Source organism: Planctomycetia bacterium (assembly GCA_034440135.1).
Classification (GTDB): Bacteria; Planctomycetota; Planctomycetia; order Pirellulales; family JALHLM01; genus JALHLM01.
Map to the genome: position 1 here is coordinate 1 of JAWXBP010000103.1, position 19,015 is coordinate 19,015.

The 19,015-nt window shown below is 63.1% G+C and carries 12 protein-coding genes; 6 read left to right on the forward strand and 6 right to left on the reverse strand.

All coding sequences use genetic code 11. The features are described 5' to 3' along the window. The coding region (locus SGJ19_05990; GenBank protein MDZ4779784.1) for a hypothetical protein at positions 1 to 912 on the forward strand (912 nt) is incomplete at its 5' end. 242 nt (positions 913 to 1,154) lie between these two features. Next, entirely contained in the window at positions 1,155 to 2,141 is a 987-nt protein-coding gene (locus tag SGJ19_05995; GenBank protein ID MDZ4779785.1) for a hypothetical protein, read from the forward strand. Positions 2,142 to 2,255: 114 nt separating this feature from the next. On the opposite strand, the gene SGJ19_06000 is transcribed toward SGJ19_05995, so the two are convergent. Next, entirely contained in the window at positions 2,256 to 2,930 is a 675-nt protein-coding gene (locus tag SGJ19_06000) for a DUF1080 domain-containing protein (protein ID MDZ4779786.1), read from the reverse strand. 276 nt (positions 2,931 to 3,206) lie between these two features. Continuing rightward, positions 3,207 to 3,701, reverse strand: coding sequence for a zinc ribbon domain-containing protein (locus SGJ19_06005; protein ID MDZ4779787.1), 495 nt, complete (start codon positions 3,699 to 3,701; stop codon positions 3,207 to 3,209). Between the two features lie 458 nt (positions 3,702 to 4,159). On the opposite strand from SGJ19_06005, the gene SGJ19_06010 reads away from it, so the two are divergent. The 4 genes from SGJ19_06010 to SGJ19_06025 all read left to right on the forward strand — a co-directional run bounded on the left by SGJ19_06010 (position 4,160) and on the right by SGJ19_06025 (position 15,684). After that, a complete protein-coding gene (locus SGJ19_06010) occupies positions 4,160 to 13,651 on the forward strand; it encodes a Calx-beta domain-containing protein (protein ID MDZ4779788.1) in 9,492 nt (3,163 codons plus the stop codon). 129 nt (positions 13,652 to 13,780) lie between these two features. Then, positions 13,781 to 14,848, forward strand: a complete 1,068-nt coding sequence (locus SGJ19_06015) for a TIGR03032 family protein (GenBank protein ID MDZ4779789.1) — start codon at positions 13,781 to 13,783, stop codon at positions 14,846 to 14,848. Positions 14,849 to 14,918: 70 nt separating this feature from the next. Continuing rightward, complete coding sequence (locus SGJ19_06020; GenBank protein MDZ4779790.1) at positions 14,919 to 15,155, forward strand: DUF433 domain-containing protein; 237 nt, start codon at positions 14,919 to 14,921, stop codon at positions 15,153 to 15,155. Between the two features lie 70 nt (positions 15,156 to 15,225). After that, positions 15,226 to 15,684, forward strand: coding sequence for a GyrI-like domain-containing protein (locus SGJ19_06025; GenBank protein ID MDZ4779791.1), 459 nt, complete (start codon positions 15,226 to 15,228; stop codon positions 15,682 to 15,684). Positions 15,685 to 15,836: 152 nt separating this feature from the next. On the opposite strand, the gene SGJ19_06030 is transcribed toward SGJ19_06025, so the two are convergent. The 4 genes from SGJ19_06030 to SGJ19_06045 all read right to left on the reverse strand — a co-directional run. Next, a complete protein-coding gene (locus SGJ19_06030) occupies positions 15,837 to 16,265 on the reverse strand; it encodes an ATP-binding protein (GenBank protein MDZ4779792.1) in 429 nt (142 codons plus the stop codon). Positions 16,266 to 16,511: 246 nt separating this feature from the next. Further along, a complete protein-coding gene (locus SGJ19_06035) occupies positions 16,512 to 16,865 on the reverse strand; it encodes an STAS domain-containing protein (protein MDZ4779793.1) in 354 nt (117 codons plus the stop codon). Positions 16,866 to 17,300: 435 nt separating this feature from the next. Beyond that, a complete protein-coding gene (locus tag SGJ19_06040; protein MDZ4779794.1) occupies positions 17,301 to 17,717 on the reverse strand; it encodes a hypothetical protein in 417 nt (138 codons plus the stop codon). A gap of 323 nt (positions 17,718 to 18,040) precedes the next feature. After that, positions 18,041 to 19,015 (reverse strand): Gfo/Idh/MocA family oxidoreductase (locus SGJ19_06045; GenBank protein ID MDZ4779795.1); only part of this gene is annotated, 975 nt, incomplete at its 5' end.

The following is a 19,015-nucleotide window of genomic DNA, read 5'->3' on the forward strand; positions in this document are numbered from 1 at the left end:
AATCCCACGCTGGTCCGCAACCTCGGCATCGCCCTCGGCGGCAGCGGCGCGAATCGCACGATCACGGTCACCCCCGAGCTGAACATTTTCGGCACGGCCACGATCACGCTCATGGTCAACGACGGCGCCACGACCGTGGAAGAATCGTTCCTGCTCACCGTGGTCGACGTGAGTCATCCTCCCACGATCACGCCGATTGACGACATCACGATCGCGAAAAACACGTCCACCAACGTGATCGAGTTCACCATCGGCGATCTCGACAGCCCCATCGGCAGTCTGCTGGTCTCCGCCGTCTCGTCCAATCCCACGCTGGTGCGCAACTTCGGCCTGGCCTTCGGAGGCGCCGGCGCCAATCGCACGTTGGTCGTCACGCCCGTCGCCGATCAAACCGGCACGGCCACGATCACCATCATGGTTTCCGACGGACCTCTCACCACCAACGAGTCCTTCGTGCTGACGGTCAATTCGGGCGTCACGCAGGTCGGCGATACGAACGGCGACGGCGACGTCAACATCACCGACTTGAACAATGTCCGCAACAACTTCGGCGCCGCCGGCGGCGCGCCGCTCGGCGATACCGACGTCGACCACGACGTCGACATCACCGACTTGAACAACGTCCGCAACAATTTCGGCGCCACATCGAACGGTTCGCCGTCCATCAGCACGCTGGTCGGTGCGCCGCAATCCACCTCCGCCTCCCAGGGGCTCGAATCGCATGCAGTGGCCGCGTCCATCGAGGGAACCAGGCTCACGCTCGGCGGCCTGCCAATCCTCATCGCCCGGCGCAAGCTGGAACGCAACCCCGCCAAAGAATCCGCCGCCGACCTGCTCTTCGGCCAATTGAGCGGCGAAAACGTCTCACTGGAGGCGCCAAAATTCCGCACGCGAAACCCGCGCGCCAAGTAAATTGACCTTGGCGAGCCCCAGCCCAGGGAAGGCCCCTAAAGTCTTGTGAGAGCAAGACAATCATCGGAGGCCTTCCCTGGGCTTTTTTCAGCGCGACCACCTGTCGGACTGCGCAGACTTTTCCAGCGCAATCCCGCGCTCCGCACGCCGCGCGCTCAATTTGCCGATCTTGACGATGGTAACCCCTTTGCCGTCCCTGCCGGCGGCAAACTCCATTGAGCAACGGAACTCGAGGGTCGGCGATGTCGCGCTGCAAGTTGGCACTGGCGGTTCTAGCCAGTCTCGGGCCCTGGGCGTTCCAGACGACCACTTCCTGCGCCGAACCCGTGGTTCCCGGCAGTGGGCGGAAAATCACGAGCGTCGGCGATAACTTCGAGAAACCGGAATGGTCGTACGAGTTCAACGGCCAGAAAAGTAGCCACGATATCGATGGCCAGCGGCGCAAGCCTTATGGTCGCGCCACAAACGGCCGCTTCAAAGAAGGCACCGGACGCGGCCAGCCGGACGTGCTCGAACGCGTCGCCACGCCCGCAGGCGGATTACCCGGCAGCGCAGGTTCGCTGCTCATGACGTCACTCGACACCGGTATCCCCGGCCGCCGCACCAAGGAAGTCCAACAGGACGACCTGCACGCCAGTTGCAGCGCGCGCGTCGGTGGCCTGATTCCCGTCTCCAGTTCGCCGAGCGCCGTGGTCCGGGTCTACGTGCCGCCGTTCGAGGAATGGGAACAGCGCGACGGTCTCTCGTTCGGCTTCCGGCTCAGCTTGCGCGGAACCGCGCCCAAGCAAACAAAGCAAGAACTGGAAAAATTCTGGCCCGGCATCTTCATCCAGTACCACCCCCGCGGCACGGCGCGTTCCCAGGGGCCGAGCGCTAACCTGGTGCTCCGCGCCAGCAATCGCGGCGACACCGCCGGCCCGGCGATCACCCCCGGCTGGTGGACCTTCGGCATGTCCTGCACTTCGGACGGCATGGTCCACTACTATGCTGGCGAAGGCGTCGAAGATCTCACCGAGGAAAACTTCATCGCCTCGTACTACGCCCACGGCTACCGCGCCCGGCAATTCAGCACGTTCTTCTTCAACGTCGCCAACCAGGCCGACGGCCGGAATTGGACCACGGAGTGGATCATCGACGACCCAGCCCTCTACGTCGTCGGCCCATTGCCGAAAGAACTAACGGCACAGCGCTCCACGACAAGACGGCCGGGCAATATGAGTGACGAATGACGAAATCCGAATGACGAATGACGAATGAATGAAATCCGCGACTTGCCCGATCCATTCGAGCTTCGTCATTCAAATTTGATTCGACATTCAGTTTTAGAATTCCGTCATTCCCCGCTACTTCGCTTCCTTCACCCGCAGGTTCCGAAACTCCACCTTCGCTCCGTGCCCCAGAAACCCAATGTGCCCCGTCGTGCGTTTGACGCCGGGGTGCTCTTGGTGGTCGAGCGTCCCATCTTTCGTGGCTTCGTCGAGATCCGCATCGACGATCGTCTCGCCGTTCAGCACGACCTTGACCTTGCGGCCCACGCAGGTCACTTCCTGCTCGTTCCATTCGCCGGCCGGCTTCAAATGGCCGCGCTTCGCCGCGACGATGCCATACACCGAACCGTGCGCCTGGTACGGACGGATGTCCTTATACGTCTCGTGCCCGTCGTCCAGGATCTGCAATTCCATGCCGGTATAAGCGACGTCCCCTTGATCGGTCGGCGCTCGAATACCAAGGCCGCTGTTCGCGCCAGGCTCCATTTTGAACTCGAATCGCAGCACGAAATCCGCATATTCGCCCTTCGTGAACACATTTCCGCCGCGATCCGGAATGCAAACGATCGCGCCGTCTTCCACGGCATAGCCCTCGGTGTCGCCGATCCAACCGTCGAGCGATTCTCCATTGAACAGGCTCACAAAGCCTTCCCCCTTCTCCTCCTCGCTGGGAACGTCGGCGAAGAGTTGCCCCGCGCCGCATAGCGCGCCAGCGAAAACGAACGCAATCGACCAACGACGGGCAAACATGGCGGAGACTCCGAGTCAGGCAGGGAAGCGCAGGCGGCAGGACAGGCAGGGCGGCGCAAACGCCGCTCCAGGCAATTCTAATTGCCGGTCCGTTCATGCGATAGCTAGCCCCAACGAATAGCTAGCCCCAACGGGGCGGCCGTTCTCGCCAAATCAACGCGCGCGGGTGCCTGGGGCTGGGGCGAACGAGAGTTGCAACCATCGCGAACCGGCTGGGGCATCCGAGCGATTCGTTGACACGTCCAACGAAGCCCCAGTGGTTGGACCGCGGCCACGTCACTTATGCGCTGGCGGAACGCTCGGCGCATCGCTCAACGAAGTCCCGCACTCCGTGCAGTTTTGCGTCCCGATCGGATGCTCGGCCGCACAACTCGGGCAACGCAGGTGCAATCGGCGTTCAATCTCGTCCCAGTTCGTGAAATACAGCCCGCAATGCGGACAGAGATCGAACTTCGCCGCGATTTGATGCTTGCACTTGGGGCAGACCTTCGTCTTCCGCATCAAAATCGACGAGCCGTGGATGTGCGTCCCGCTCATGATGCTGCTCGCGCCGCTCGGCCGCGCAGGCTCGTGGTACACCGGCATCGAGTCCGGGTCGTCCTCTGGCGGAGGCGGCGGCGGCGCCGGCCCCAGGAAATCCAGGACGGCGTCTTCATCCAACGAAGGGACCAGCACACGCGATTGGCAATGCGGGCACAGGCCCGTTTGCCCCGCGTACTTTTCCTTCACCTTCAGGTGATGGCCGTTGGGACATGTGACTGAGATCGGCATAACGTGACCCTCCCGCCGCAGACCGCACGGAGTCACTTCCCACGAGAATTCGTGGGCGCCACTGCTCTCTATTCCAGAACCTCTCCCTCGCGAACCCTTCCAGTCTATCAGACTGCCACGATCGTCCCAAGCTTTTTTTCTTTCTTTGCCCGCCGCCGCTGCATCGCCCCGTGTTCCTGAGACGCACATCCTAACCCAACGGAACATTTCCGCTAAACTGCGCGTCAAACAAGGGATTCTGTCCCGGTTAGGTGGATTTTAATTGCCCCAGTTTTGCCGCCGGAACAGAATGAGAATTCGCGATTCCCTTCAGTTTTTCAGCGGCATTCCGACTGGAACGTGGCCGCGGCGCTCCCGCCGTCGGCTCACGTGAACCAGGGAAGACCGAATTCTGGCAGTATGTCGATCGCGGTTGTGGCCATTTCGTACAGGTTCGTTCAGGCGAGAGATTGGCAACCATGCATTGGAAGACGATGACTCAGCGCAACGCTCGGAAACCGCAGCTTTCCAACAAACGCCGCCCCCGGCAAATGCTCGCCGAATGCCTGGAGGAGCGCCGCTTGCTCGCCGCGGTTATTCGCTCCGGCGCCGGCGACGCGCCCGTCGATTTGCAAATCGTCGTCGATGAATTTCGCGTCGATCTGGGCGACCCGGTCAACGGCGGCGCGCCCGGTAGCGCGACCGCCGGGCGGCGCGAAATCAACTGGGACGGCGTGCCGGACAACTTCGCCGCCCCCAACGCGCTCCCCGCCGATTTCTTCAACGTCAACTCGCCGCGCGGCGTGATCTTCGAAACGATTGGGGCCGGCTTCTCCGTCAGCGCCAAGGCCGGCAACCCCACGGCAACGCCCGTCCGCTTCGGCAACATCAACGCGCCCTACGAAACGCAATTCAAAACCTTCTCGGCGGAACGTCTCTTCACCGTCGTCGGCACGAACGTCATGGAAGTCCGCTTCGTCGTGCCCGGCACGTCGCAGCCGGCCACCGTCAAAGGCTTCGGCGCTGTCTTCACCGACGTGGATAACGCTGGTAGCACGAGCCTGGAATTCTTCGACGCCGGCGGGGTCTCGCTCGGCGCGCCGATCGTCGCCTCCGCGCTCGACAACGGCCTCTCGTTCCTCGGCGCCAGTTTCGATGCCGGTGAGCGCATCGCCAAGGTCCGCATCACCAGCGGTTCGGTCGCTCTCGGCGCCGGCGTTGGCGAAGGCGGCAACGACGACGTCGTCGCAATGGACGATTTTTTCTACTCCGAACCCCAAGGCCTCGGCAACCTGTTCCTTGTCGATGCCACCAACCAACTCGTCCGTCTGAACGCCAACGACCCCGGCGCCCTCGGCGTGACGACGCCGATCACTGGCCTCCAAAACAGCGAAGAAATCCTCGGCATCGACTTCCGTCCATCCACCGGCGAACTCTTCGCGCTGGGAAACAGTAACCAGCTTTACACCATCAATACCTCGACCGGCGCGGCCACCACCGTTGGCGCGGCGCTCTCCACCAGCCTGGCGGGCGACGCCTTCGGCGTCGACTTCAACCCCACCGTCGATCGCCTCCGCGTCGTGACCAACTCGGAACAGAACCTCCGCATCAACCCGAACACCGGGGCGCTGGTGCTGGAAGACACGCCGCTGGCGCCGGACGGAAACATCGTCGCTGCCGCGTACTCGAACAACGGTCCCGCCTCCACATTGACGACCCTCTTCGGCCTCGATTCCACAACCGATTCCCTCGTCCGCATCGGCGGCGTCGACGGCACTCCCTCGCCCAACGGCGGCGAAGTCATCTCGATCGGCGCCCTCGGCGTCGATTTCTCGGACGCCGCCGGCTTCGATATCGCCGGCGGTTCTGCCGTCGCCTATGCGGCCTTGACCGTCGACGGCGCGGTCAAGCTCTACAGCATCGATCTCACCACCGGCGCGGCGACCGCCGTCAGCGACCTGCGCGTCACGGGACCAATCCGCGGCCTGGCCGTGGCGATTCCTCCGCGCGTCCAAATCACCGCCAGCACCCTGGTTGTCGAGGAAGACGCCGGCACGAAAGACGCCGTCCTCACGGTCACGCTCAGCGAAGCCGCCACGACGTCAGTCACGGTCGACTTCGCCACGCAAGACGGCACGGCCATCGCCGGCACGGATTACGACGCCACGACCGGCACGCTCACGTTCCTCCCCGGCGTCACGTCGCAGCAAATCAACGTGCCGGTCCGTGGCGATGTCACCATCGACGGCGATCGCACGTTCAAAGTCGTGCTCAGCAATTTGAGCTCCAGCGCAGTCGCACAGGTCAGCGAAGGCAGCGTCACGATCGCCGACAATGACGATCCCGCACCCGTCGCCGTCGACGACGAGTACGACGCCACGGAAGACGAAGTATTAAGCATCGCCGCACCGGGCCTGCTGTCCAACGACACGAACGCCGTCTCGGTCATCGCGGCAGACGACACCAGCACGCTGGGCGCGACGATCACGTTCAACGCCGACGGCAGCTTCACCTACGACCCAACCGGCGTTGCGTTGATCCAAGCCCTCGCGGCCGGCGCCACCGAGGAAGACACGTTCGTCTACAACGTCACCGATCTGGAAGGCCACACCGCGAGCGCCACGGTCCGCATCACGCTCACCGGCGTCAACGACGCGCCCCTTGTTGGCGACGACGACTACTCAGGCATTCCAGTGCAGGTCGGCGATGAATTCGAAATCATCGGCATCGATCCGGCCAACATGCTGTTGAACGACAGCGACCTGGACGGTGGCACGGTGACCGTCGCTAGCGTGGCCGCGACCAGCCAATTCGGCGCGGCGGTCCAGATTCGCGTCGGCGATGGCTTCGTCGAATACAATCCGCGCGGCGCCGCGGCGATCGAGGCCCTGTCGAAAGACCAGGAACTGCTCGACACCTTCGAGTACACCGTCAGCGATGGCCAAGGCGGCATGACCACGGGGACGGTGATGCTGAAGGTCATCGGCCTCAACGACGACCCCGTGGCCGGCGACGACGCCTTCGCCACGCCCGCCAACGAAGTGTTGCAAATCACGTTCACGGAACTCACGAACAACGATACGGAAATCGACCAGCAAGACGTCCTGACGATCGCCTCCGCGGCAGCGACCAGCCTCGCAGGCGCCGTGATCACCCTCAACGGCGATGGCAGCATCTCCTACGATCCGACCGGCGTCGCGGCCTTCCAGGCGCTGTCGTTCGGCCAGACCGCGACCGACACCTTCACCTACACGATCAGCGACGGCCAAGGCGGCACCGATACGGCCACCGTGACGATCACCGTTTCCGCGACGAATCACGCCCCGGTCGGTGTCGACGACGTCGCCACTGCCACGGCAAACGTCCTACTCGAAGTGCCGGCCGCCGGCGTCCTGACCAACGACACCGATGCCGACGTCGGCGATACGCTCGCGGCCGTCGCGGCCACGATCACGAGCGTCCGTGGCGCGGCGGTGATGATCAACGCCGACGGCAGCTACTCCTACGACGGACGCGGCGCCGTCGAGTTAAGCGCACTCCCAGCCGGCGCCATCGTCGAGGACTCGTTCACCTACACGGTACGCGATCTGGCCGGCGCGCAAGCCACGGCCACCGTGCGCGTCACCGTCACCGGCGTTAACGATCCGCCCATTCCAGGCTTGGTAACGGTCGATGCCGGCGAGGACGCAATTCTGCCGGGCACGGCTGGCGCGCTGTTGGCGACCTCCAGCGACCCGGACACGGGCGACACCGTGACCGCCGTCCTCGTTGCGGCGCTCACCACGCCGATGGGCGCCACCATGAGCATCCTCGAGAACGGCAGCTACTTCTACGATCCCACCACTTCGCCCCAGATCCAGGCGTTGCAAGCCGGCGAAACGCTCGAAGACACCTTCGCGTTTTCGATCAAAGACGCCGCCGGACTCCTTGCGACCGCGACCATCACCTTCAACCTCCAAGGCGCGAACGACGCCCCCGTTGCCACCGACGACACGGCGGACGCCTTCGAAGACCAATTGCTCGCGGTCTCGCTCGTCAACAGCGTGTTGAACAACGACAACGACGCGGACACGACTGACACGCGCATCGCGGTGCAGGGCACGTTCACGTCGACGCGCGGCGCCACCGTGACCATGCACGAGGATGGCAGCTACGACTACGATCCAACGCTCGCCCTCACGCTCCGCACGTTGAAAGACGGCGAGACCATCGACGACACCTTCCAGTACACGATTCGCGACGCCGCCGGCGCGGAGGACGTGGGCACGGTCACCGTCACCGTGACGGGCCTCGCCGCCGACACCACCGCGCCGACCTTCACCACCTCGGCCCCGACCATCGTCGAAGGCAACGCTGGCCAGGTGGCCATGGAGTTCACCGTCACGCTGGATTTCGCCAGCCTGCAGACAATCACGATGAACTACGCCACGGCCGACGCCACGGCCACGGCCGGTGTCGACTACACCGCCGCCAACGGCACGCTCACATTCACCCCGGGCACGCTCACCCAGACCTTCACGGTCCAGATCATTGGCGACACTTTGGCCGAAGGTGACGAAACGTTCTCGATCAACATCACCGACGCCGTCAACACCACCAGCGCGACCGGTTCGTCTCTCGGCACGATCGACGACGACGACAATCAAGCGCCCACCGCCGTCGCCGATACCGGCGCTACGACGGAAGACGCGGTCCTCACCGTTACCAACCCGTTGTTGATCGCCAACGACACCGACCCGGACAATCACGTGCCGCTGACGGCCGTAGCCGCCACGGTCACGAGCACGCAAGGCGCCGCCGTCACCATCAATGCCGACGGCAGCTACTCCTACGATCCCACCGCCGCCGCCGCCTTGCAGGCCCTCGCCGCTGGCGCCACGATCGACGATACGTTCACCTACCAGGTGCGCGACAACCTCGGCGCAACCTCCTCGGGAACCGTGACGATCACCGTGACCGGCGTCAATGACGCTCCCACGGCCGGCGACGATACGTACGCCGCCAACGAAGACGCAGTCCTGACAGTCGACGCCCCCGGCATCCTGGCCAACGACGACGATCCCGATACGGCCGACACGCTCACGATCCTCGCCCCGACGACGTCCACCAGCGGCGCCGTGGTGACCGTCAATCAAGACGGCAGCTTCACTTACGACCCCCGCAACGTCGCCGCGCTGCAAGCCTTGGCCACCGGTGATACCGTCGAAGATGAATTCACCTACACCGTCGAAGACGGCCACGGCGGCACGGTCAACGCCACGGTCACGATCACCGTCACAGGCGTCAACGACGCCCCAGTCGCGGCCGCCGACGACGATGTCGTGGACGAAGACGTTCTGCTTACCGTCCCCGCCGCCACCGGCCTCTTGGCCAACGACACCGACGTCGACACAGGCACGACGCTCACCATCGAAGCCGCCACGCTGACCAGCACGCTCGGCGCCGCCGTCACCATCAACGCCGACGGCAGCTACACCTACGACCCGCGTTCCTCCACGACGCTAAGAACCCTCGGCATCGGCCAAACCGCGGACGACACCTTCACCTACAAACTCCTCGACGGCGACGGCGGCGAAGCCACCGGTACAGTCACGATCACCGTCACCGGCACCACGGTCGACGGCCTGCCGAAGATTACGATTGCGGACATCACCGCCGACGAAGGCGATTCCGGCGACACGATCGTCACGTTCACGGTCACGCTCGGCTTTGCCAGCTTGCAAGCAGTGGCCGTCAATTTTGCCACGGCCAATGCCAGCGCGACGGCTGGCGAGGATTACGTCGCCGCCAATGACACGGTCACTTTCGCGGTCGGCGCCACGACGCAGACCTTCCAAGTCATCGTTAACGGCGATGCGAAACACGAAAACGACGAAGCGTTCCTTGTCATCTTGAGCAACGCGGTCGCCGGTGACATCGATGATAATCAGGCGGTCGCCACCATCACCAACGACGATCCGATCCCGACGGTCTCGATCGCCCACGCAGCCGCCAACGAGGGCGACTCAGGCACGACCAACCTTACCTTCACGGTCTCCCTTTCGAATCCAAGTGAGAGCGAAGTCACGGTCAACTACAGCACCTCGAATGCCGCGGCCGAATCCGGTGTCGACTATGTCGCGAAATCCGGTACGGTCACGTTCGCCCCGGGCGAAAACAGCAAAACCATCGACATCGTCGTCAACGGCGATACGATCGTCGAGCCGAATGAACTTTTCCTGGTGTTGCTCGCTTCCCCGTCCGGCGCTACCCTGGGCAACGCCGTCGCCGAAGGCCAAATCACCAACGACGACGGCGCGACGATCTCCATCGGCGACGCCACCATCGTCGAAGGCAACGCCGGCGAAGTCGACCTGGTCTTCATCGTCACCCTGTCGCAAGCCCTCTCCGCCGACGCCACGGTCGATTTCGCCACCGTGGCCGGCACGGCCCTCGCCGGCACGGACTTCACCGCCCAAACCGGCACGGTCACGATTCTTGCCGGCCAGACGACCGCGCAAATCACCGTCAAGGTGCTCGGCGACTTGCTGGACGAACTCGACGAAAACCTCACCGTCACGCTCTCGAATCCCTCGACCGGCGTAACCATCCAAGACAATTCCGGCGCCGGTACGATCACCGACAACGACGAAGCGCCGACCATCTCCGTTGCTGACGTCATGGTTGTCGAAGGCAACACCGGCACGACGAACCTCTTGTTTACGTTCACGCTCTCGGCCGCCAGCGGCCAGACGGTCACCGTCAACTACGCTACCGCCAATGGCACGGCCACGTCCGGAACCGACTTCACAGCCGCCACCGGAACCGTCACCTTCGCCCCTGGCGAGACGTCCCAGACCGTCACAGTCCAAGTCACCGGTGATACGACGCCCGAGACCGACGAAACCCTGCTGTTGAACCTCACCGGAGCCGCCAACGCCACTACTCCGGACAACCAGGCGCAAGGCACGATCGATGACGACGACACCGTCACCCCCACGCTGTCCATCAACGACGTCTCCGTCAATGAAACCAATACCGGCACCGTCGAAATGACCTTCACGGTGACGTTGTCTGCCGCTCAGTCGCAAGACGTCACGGTCAACTTCGCCACCTCCAACGGCACGGCAATTGCGCCAGGCGACTACGCCACGCAAACCGGCACGCTGACATTCACCGCGGGACAAACGCAGCGAACGATCACCATCATCATCGCCAGCGACGTGCGCGATGAAGACGACGAAACGCTCACCGTCACGCTGTCCAGCCCGTCCACCGGCATCACGCTCGCCGACGCCACAGGCACGGGCACGATCAACGACGACGACGCGGCGCCGCTGGTTGCAATCGCTGATCCGCCTGCCGCGGCCACCGAAGGCAACAGCGGAACAGTCGATCTCGTATTCACGGTCACGCTGTCCGCCGCGAGCGACCGGACAATCACCGTGCCGTTCTCGCTCGCCGGCGTCAACGCCACGCTCGGCAGCGACTTCCAGGACCAAACCGGCACGCTCACCTTCGAGCCGGGCGTAACGTCGATGAACATCACCGTCAAAGTCATCGGCGATACCATCGACGAGCCGACCGAGACGTTCACCGTCAGTTTAGGTGCGCCGACCAACGCCTCGCTCACCGACGGCGTCGCCACAGGCACCATTAACGACGACGATCCCGCCGCCTCGGGCCCAACGCTTTCGATCGGCGACAAGAGCATCGTCGAAGGCAACACCGGCACGCAGAATCTCGTGTTCACCGTGACGCTCTCCCAAGCCAGCACCCAGCCAGTCACGGTCAATTTCGCTACCGCCAACGGCGCCGCCACGGCCGGAACCGACTACACAACCACGAACGGCACGCTGACCTTCGCAGCAGGCGAAACCACGAAAACCATCTCCGTCCCCATCGCCGGCGACACCGCCGTCGAGCCGCACGAGACGTTCACCGTCACCTTGTCGAACCCGTCAACCGGCGTTTCGCTCGACAAGAACGTCGCGATCGGCACGATCACCAACGACGACGGCGCGGTGAACATGTCGATCACCGACGCCACCGTCAACGAAGGCAACACCGGCACGACGACCGCCACCTTCACCGTCACCTTGTCGGCTGCCGCCGCACAGAACGTCACGGTTAACTTCGCCACCGCCGCCGGCACGGCCATCGCCGGAACGGACTTCGTCGCCAACACCGGCATGCTGACTTTCCAGCCGGGGGAAACCTCGAAGACCATCACCGTCACCATTAATGGCGATACGCTCGACGAAGCCAACGAGTCCTTCTCCGTCGTCCTGACGGGCGTCTCGTCCAACGCGACATTACAAGACGACACCGGCGCCGGCTCGATCACCGACGACGACGCTCCGCCGACCATCTCCATCGCCGATCAATTCGTCGCCGAAGGCAACACGGGGACCAAGACGCTCACTTTCACCGTCACGCTCTCCGCGGCCAGCGGATTGCCCGTCACGGTCAATTACGCCACCACCGGCGGCACAGCGACCTCCGGTACCGACTTCGTCGCCGCCAACGGCCAGGTCACCATCCCGGCGGGTCAGACGTCCATGACCTTCACCGTGACGATCAACGGCGATACGACCGTCGAATCAAACGAAACCTTCACCGTCACGCTCACGAATCCCACGAACGCCACCTTCGCCGACGCCACCGCCACCGGCACGATCACCGACGACGACAGCGCGGTGACAATCTCCATCGGCGACGCGACCGTCACGGAAGGCGATAGCGGAACCACGACCGTCAGCTTCACCGTGACGCTCTCCGGTCCCAGCGGCAACCCGGTTACCGTGAACTTCGCCACCGCCGACGGCACCGCCACGCAGCCCGGCGACTACACCTCGGCCACTGGCACATTGACCTTCGCCCCAGGCGAAACATCAAAGACGATTACCGTCACAATCGCCGGCGATTCGTTAGACGAAGCCAACGAGACGTTCACCGTCAATCTGACTTCCCCCAGCGGCGCCACGCTGGCAGACGGCACGGCCACCGGCACCATTACCGACAACGACACCGCCGGCACGGTGCAGTTCAGCAACCCGATCTTCACGGTCAACGAAAACGGCGGCTCGGTGACGATCACCGTCACTCGCACCGGCGGGACGGCCGCCAACGCGACGGTCAACTACACCACGTCGAACGGTAGCGCCAGCGCCGGTTCGGATTACACCACGGCCTCCGGTACGCTGACCTTCCTGGCCGGCGAAACGAGCAAAACGTTCACCATCCCCATTCTGAACGACGCCGCGCTGGAAGGTGTGGAGTCGATCAACCTGACGCTCTCGTCGCCAACGGGCGGCGTCACCCTCGGCGCGCAATCCACCGCCGCGGTCAACATTTCCGACGACGACGGTGACGCCAACCAGCGCTTCGTCAACAATCTCTACGAAGACCTGCTCGGCCGCGCTGCGGAATCGCAAGGTCTCGGCTTCTACGTCGACCTGATCCAAAGCGGCCGTTCCCGCGGCGACGTGTCTTTTATGATTCAGCACAGCCCGGAATACCGCAACAAACTGGTCAGCGACCTGTATCAGGAACTGCTCGGTCGCGCCGTCGACGCGGCGGGCTTGGATGTGCATACGCAGCTCCTCGCCCGCGGCAAATCGATCGACGACGTCCGCGCCTCGATCTTGGGATCGGACGAGTTCTTCACCCGTCGCGGCGGCGGCACCAACGAAGGTTTCGTCAACGCCCTCTACCAGGCGGTGCTGAACCGCACGGCGGACGCGACAGGCCGCGAGATCTACGTCGGCGTGCTGTCCAGCGGCGGCAGTCGATCCTTTGTCGCCAGCGAAGTGCTGAAAAGCATCGAAGCCGATCGCCGGCTCTCCGCCACGTACTACACCAAGTACCTGGGCCGCGCCGCCGACAACGCCGGCAACGAGTTCCAATCCAGCGCCCTCAACCGCGGCACCTACGAACCCCGCGTCCTCGCCGGCATCACAGCCAGCGACGAATACTTCGCCAAACTGTAGTGCTTGGGGGAAGTAGGTGAAGTAGTAAGTAGGTGAAGCAGATCGTAGGTGAAGCAGATCTCCTCTAAGATCTACTCCACCTACTTACTACTCCACCTACTCCACCTACTTACTACTCCACCTACTTCTATGGAACCCAGCGCCCGTATCGATTGCTCCATCACCCCCGGCTTCGCCGCCTGGATGGAGCAGTGCGGCGGCGTCGTGGCGGTCAGCACCTATCAGGCCGGCAAGGTCGGCATGTTCGGCTGGGACGGGCGGCAAGTCACCCTCATCATGCGCGAGTTCGACAAGCCGCTCGGCATGGCCTGCGAGTCGGGCCGCCTGGCCATAGCGACGCGACATCACATCTTGCGACTGGCCGACGCGCCATCGCTCGCGCCGCACTACTTGCCCGAGCAGCCGGGCCGTTACGACGCGCTGTATTTGCCGCGCGTCGCCTACTTCACCGGTGACGTCAACGCCCACGACCTGGCCTTTGGCGACGACGGACTCTGGCTCGTCAACACGCGCTTTTCTTGCTTAGCTCAGCTCAGCGAAGATCACAGCTTCGTCCCGCGCTGGCAACCGCCGTTCGTCACAACTTTGGTACCCGAAGATCGCTGCCACTTGAACGGACTCGCCATGCGCGATGGACGGCCCGCGTACGTCACGGCGCTCGGCATCGGCGACGAACCCGGCGGTTGGCGCGCGAGTAAGTCCGACGGCGGCATAATCATCGACGTCGCGAGTGGAGAAATCGCCGCGCGCGGTTTATCCATGCCGCACTCGCCGCGCTGGTATCGCGACACGCTCTGGGTGCTCAACAGCGGCGCCGGCGAACTCTGCCGCGTTGATCCTGCCACGGGCAAGCGCGAAGTCGTCTGCGCACTCGCTGGTTATGCCCGCGGCCTGGCCTTCGCTGGCGACTACGCCTTAGTCGGCCTCTGCCGCATCCGCGAAAAACACATCTTCGGCGGATTGCCGGTACAGAGTCGCTTTCCGGAACTGCGCTGCGCCATCGTGATCATCGATCTAAACACCGGCCAGGAAATCGGCGCTGTCGATTTCACCTCCGGCTGCCACGAGCTCTACGACGTCCTCTTCATCCCCGGCCCGCGCCGCCCCATGATCCTCAACCCCGAACGCGAAGCCGCGCGCCAAGCCTTCACCGCCCCAGAATTCGCCTACTGGCTCCGCCCGGAAAATTTCGCGTAGGCCGGGCCAAAGGCATGGGATAGAATTGCCTGGGGAAGCATATCGCCAAGCCGATTTGAAGAGCCTGACCATGTCCAAAGCAGAAGTCCTCGACCGCATCACAGTCGATCCCGCGATTTTCGGCGGCGAACCCATCATTCGCGGCCTGCGCATGTCGGTCGAACATGTGCTCGGCATGCTCGCCGCTGGCGATTCGCCGGAAAAGATTCTGGCGGAATACTCGTTCCTGGAGCGGGCCGACATCCAGGCCTGCATGGCCTACGCGCATCGTTCGGTATCCGGCGAGCAACCACAAGCGCAGTTGTAGCACGGTCTCCCGACCGTGCTACCGCCCCGACCGAAGGTCTCCCTTCCCGGCAACCGACGGAGGCATCCACATGCCCCAAGAAGTCCGCCTCGAACAACACCCCAGCATCCCGCTAGCCGTAGTCCGTCGCCGCGCCAGCCAACAGCAACTCCCCAAAATCGTCCCCGAAGCCTGTGGCGCCGTCTGGAATGTCGTGCGCTCCCAAAATATCCCCGGCGCCGGCCGGCACGTCGCCGTCTACCTCGACGACGCGATCAATCTCGAAGTCGGCGTCGAACTCGCATCCCCCTTCGCCGGCCACGGCGAAGTCATCAGCTCATCCACGCCATCCGGCCCCGTCGCCACGACAACGCACGTCGGACCCTACGGCCAATTGCACCTCGCGCACGAAGCCATCCAAAACTGGTGCAAACAAAACGCCCGCACCCCAGCCGGCCCAAACTGGGAAATCTACGGCCACTGGCAAGACGAATGGAACAGCGACCCATCCAAGATCGTCACAGACGTCTGTTACTTACTCACGCCGTAGGTCAGGCACCCTGGTCAAAGAAGAAAAACCAAGCCAAGGCAACCATTACCGCCACATCCCAAATGGTCGCCAGCAAATTGCCTGACAGAAGAAATCGCCGCCAGCTCATTCCGTCATTCAATTTTGATTCGACATTCAGACTTCGAACTTCGTCATTCCCCCGCCCCGCGGTGCTTCTCCATCACCACGGTATTCCCCGACGCGCTGTACTCCACGTGCGTCATGAAGCAACGCATCAACATGATCCCACGCCCACAATCGCGCTCGATGTATTCTTCCGCGGTGCAGTCCGGCACGTCGTCGGGCCGAAAGCCGGGCCCTTCGTCGGTGATCTGAATCCAGAACCGCGTGGGCGACAGCCGGCAATGCACGCGGACGTTCTTGTCCGCGTCGTGGCGATTGCCGTGCTTGATGGCGTTGACGATCGCCTCTTCCATCGCCAGCCGGACGCCGAAGATGTCCTGCTCGAACCAGGAGTGCCGCTCAAGCTGATCGAGAACTTCCTCCAGGACTAGCCGACCAGCGCCCGTTTCACTGGGAAACGACTGATCCGTCTGCCAAGTCCAGTCGGCGTCTGACATGGGCGTTAAATAGGCTGACTGGCGGTGTGCTAAGAAACCACTCTTGTGGCGAATGTCGAAGGACGAAATCCGAATGACGAATGAATGTCGAAGCCCGAATGTCGAATGAATGCCCGCGCGACTACCTATTCAAAGATTCGGTGGCCGACCAGCTTCCTTACACCAATCACCAACCCAACCTCTCCGACCCTCTCCGCGGTTCAAAACGGACCAGACCCCCTCCGTGTTCTCCGTGGTGAACCAGCACTAGAACGCGGCCAGCGCAGCGGCTTCGTCGTCTTTGATGTCCAGCAGCCGGTTCAGTTTCGTGATCGCGAAGACGTCGTAGATCTCCGGGCGGATATTGCTGAGCTTCAGCTTGCCGCTGTCGGCCTTGACCTTCTTATCCAGCGTAATCAGCTTGCCGAGCGCGGCACTGCTGAGGAAATCGACGTTGGTGAAATTGAGCAGAATCTTCTTGCGGTGGTCCTCTTCGACCAGCCGGAACAGCTCCGCCCCCAGCTCCTGGATGCTCGCTTCGTCCAGAATCTTGCGATCGGCGAACCGCACCACGGTCACGTCCCCGACCTCGGACACTTCCAAACGACGATTGGCGGCCATGCGACGGAACTCCCAAACGGGGAAAAACTCCCCAAAAAACGCCGAACGCCCCCAACAGCGAGGCGAGAAAATCGATGCAACTCGTGCAGGGTTATGATATTCGGTCGCCCCCAGGTGTCAAGCGGCGGGAGCGAGGTCGAATAGCCAAGCAACACACCCAATAAGCCCAGGGAAGGCTGTCCACAATCGCCATTCACAGGACGTCCAAGTACAGCCTTCCCTGGGTCCTCATGCCTTCAACCCCAACAACGAACGCCACTCGTGGAACATCAAGTCCTAACCGCCCGTGTATCCAATGCCCCAACGGGGCGACCGTCAGTAGCCAGGGGTGAGCGAAGCGAACCCCTGGAACGATCGCAAAACACCACCCCGTAGCCCCAACGGGGCGGCCGACGCCAGCAAGCGGCGCGCTTCCCACGCGAAACTGCGACATTCCTATTTCCCAAAGACTTGGTGCCAGATCATGAGCAGCATTGCGGCCACAACACAAACCGCCAGCATCGCGAACGGAATCAACATGACGCGCTCGGTGCTTCGTCGCTTGCCATACTCGATCATCGACACAACGGTCAGAGGAATCGCCGGTAGTCCAAACGATGTCGCGGCAAAGGCAACGATGATGATCGTGGGTCCGAAGTTATCGCCAGGGCCGCGTGCGCCGGAACCCATGGAAAAAAGCGCCCAGAGCCAAGTAAGCGCAACGCCGCCGAATGCCCAGCTCGCCGCACACACCAGAAAGAGCGTCCGCAACACCGCCTTGTCATAGCGCGGTTCACAGTATCGCCGGGCGACTATCAGCGCCACGCCCGGCGTCACCAACACGGTTGCGATTGGCCAGAGGAGAATGGACATAGCGCCCCAGCATATGTCGTTATTGATTCGATTGCTCCGCCCGTCGGTTAATCTAATGGCGTCGCAGCCAGCAAAACAAAACGCGGAACCGCAGCCATCGCCACAGTTCCGCGTTCCGAATTCCAACTACCCATGCACAGTTGTGGCACGGTCTTCGTTGTTGTGGCACGGAAACTGGTTGTGGCACGGAAACTGGTTGTGGCACGGTCTCCCGACCGTGCCACCGCCCCGACCGAAGGTCTCCCATCCAGCGCGACGCCACATCCGCCGTGGCACGGTCCGGAGACCGTGCCACAACAACCTATTGCCCTCAACGCCCTCCCCTACGCCCCCACCTCATACGGCGAACGCTGCGTCCGCGACAACATCGAATTCGCCTCGTCGTCGCCGACAAATTGCTCCTTCGCCGCGTCCCAAGTCAACTTGCGTTGCAGCCGCGCCGAGATATTTGCCAAATGGCAGGCGCTCACCGAGCGGTGCTGGCTCACCACGTCCGACATCGGCTTTGAGCGATCCGCCACGGCGTTGAAGAAATCCGCCATGTGATCGCCGACCTTGCGGCCGCGGTACACCTCGTCGGCCAAAACCTTCTGCACCTTGTCGCGCACGGCCTGGTCGTTGTCCTGATCCTCGATCGGCTTGCCCGTGATCCGGCCGCGGTTCACATACATCCGGCCTTCCTCCCCCTCGAACAACACCCCCTCGTCTCCCGTCTCCGTCGTCATGAACACTTCCACGTCGCCGGGATACAGATAGGTGCAACGCATCTGCTTCGGCGTGTTGTAGCCGCCAGGAATGTTCGGCATCTTGGTCGCCGTCGAGTCGATCGTCATCGGGCCGGACTCCGACACATCCATGCCCCATTGGGCGATGTCCATATGATGCGCCCCCCAGTCGGTCGCGATGCCGCCCGAGTACTCGTACCACCAGCGAAACTGGAAGTGACAACGCTGCTGACAGTAATCGGCCACCGGCGCCTGACCGAGCCACATGTCCCAATCGAGCCCGTCCGGCACCGGCTGCTTCTCGAACGGCCCGCCCTCATCCGTCGACAGCGGCAGCCCGACGGTCACTTTCTTGAGCTTGCCGAGTTGCCCGGCGCGAATCGTCGCCACGGCCCGCCCGAACAAATCCGTCTGGTTGCGCTGCTGCGTCCCCACCTGCAACACCCGCCCCGTCTCCTGCACGACTTTCACCAACTGCTGCCCCTCGGCGATCGTCAGCGTCAGCGGCTTCTCGCAATACACGTCCTTCCCCGCGCGCAGGGCCGCGATGCAAATCCGCGTATGCCAATGGTC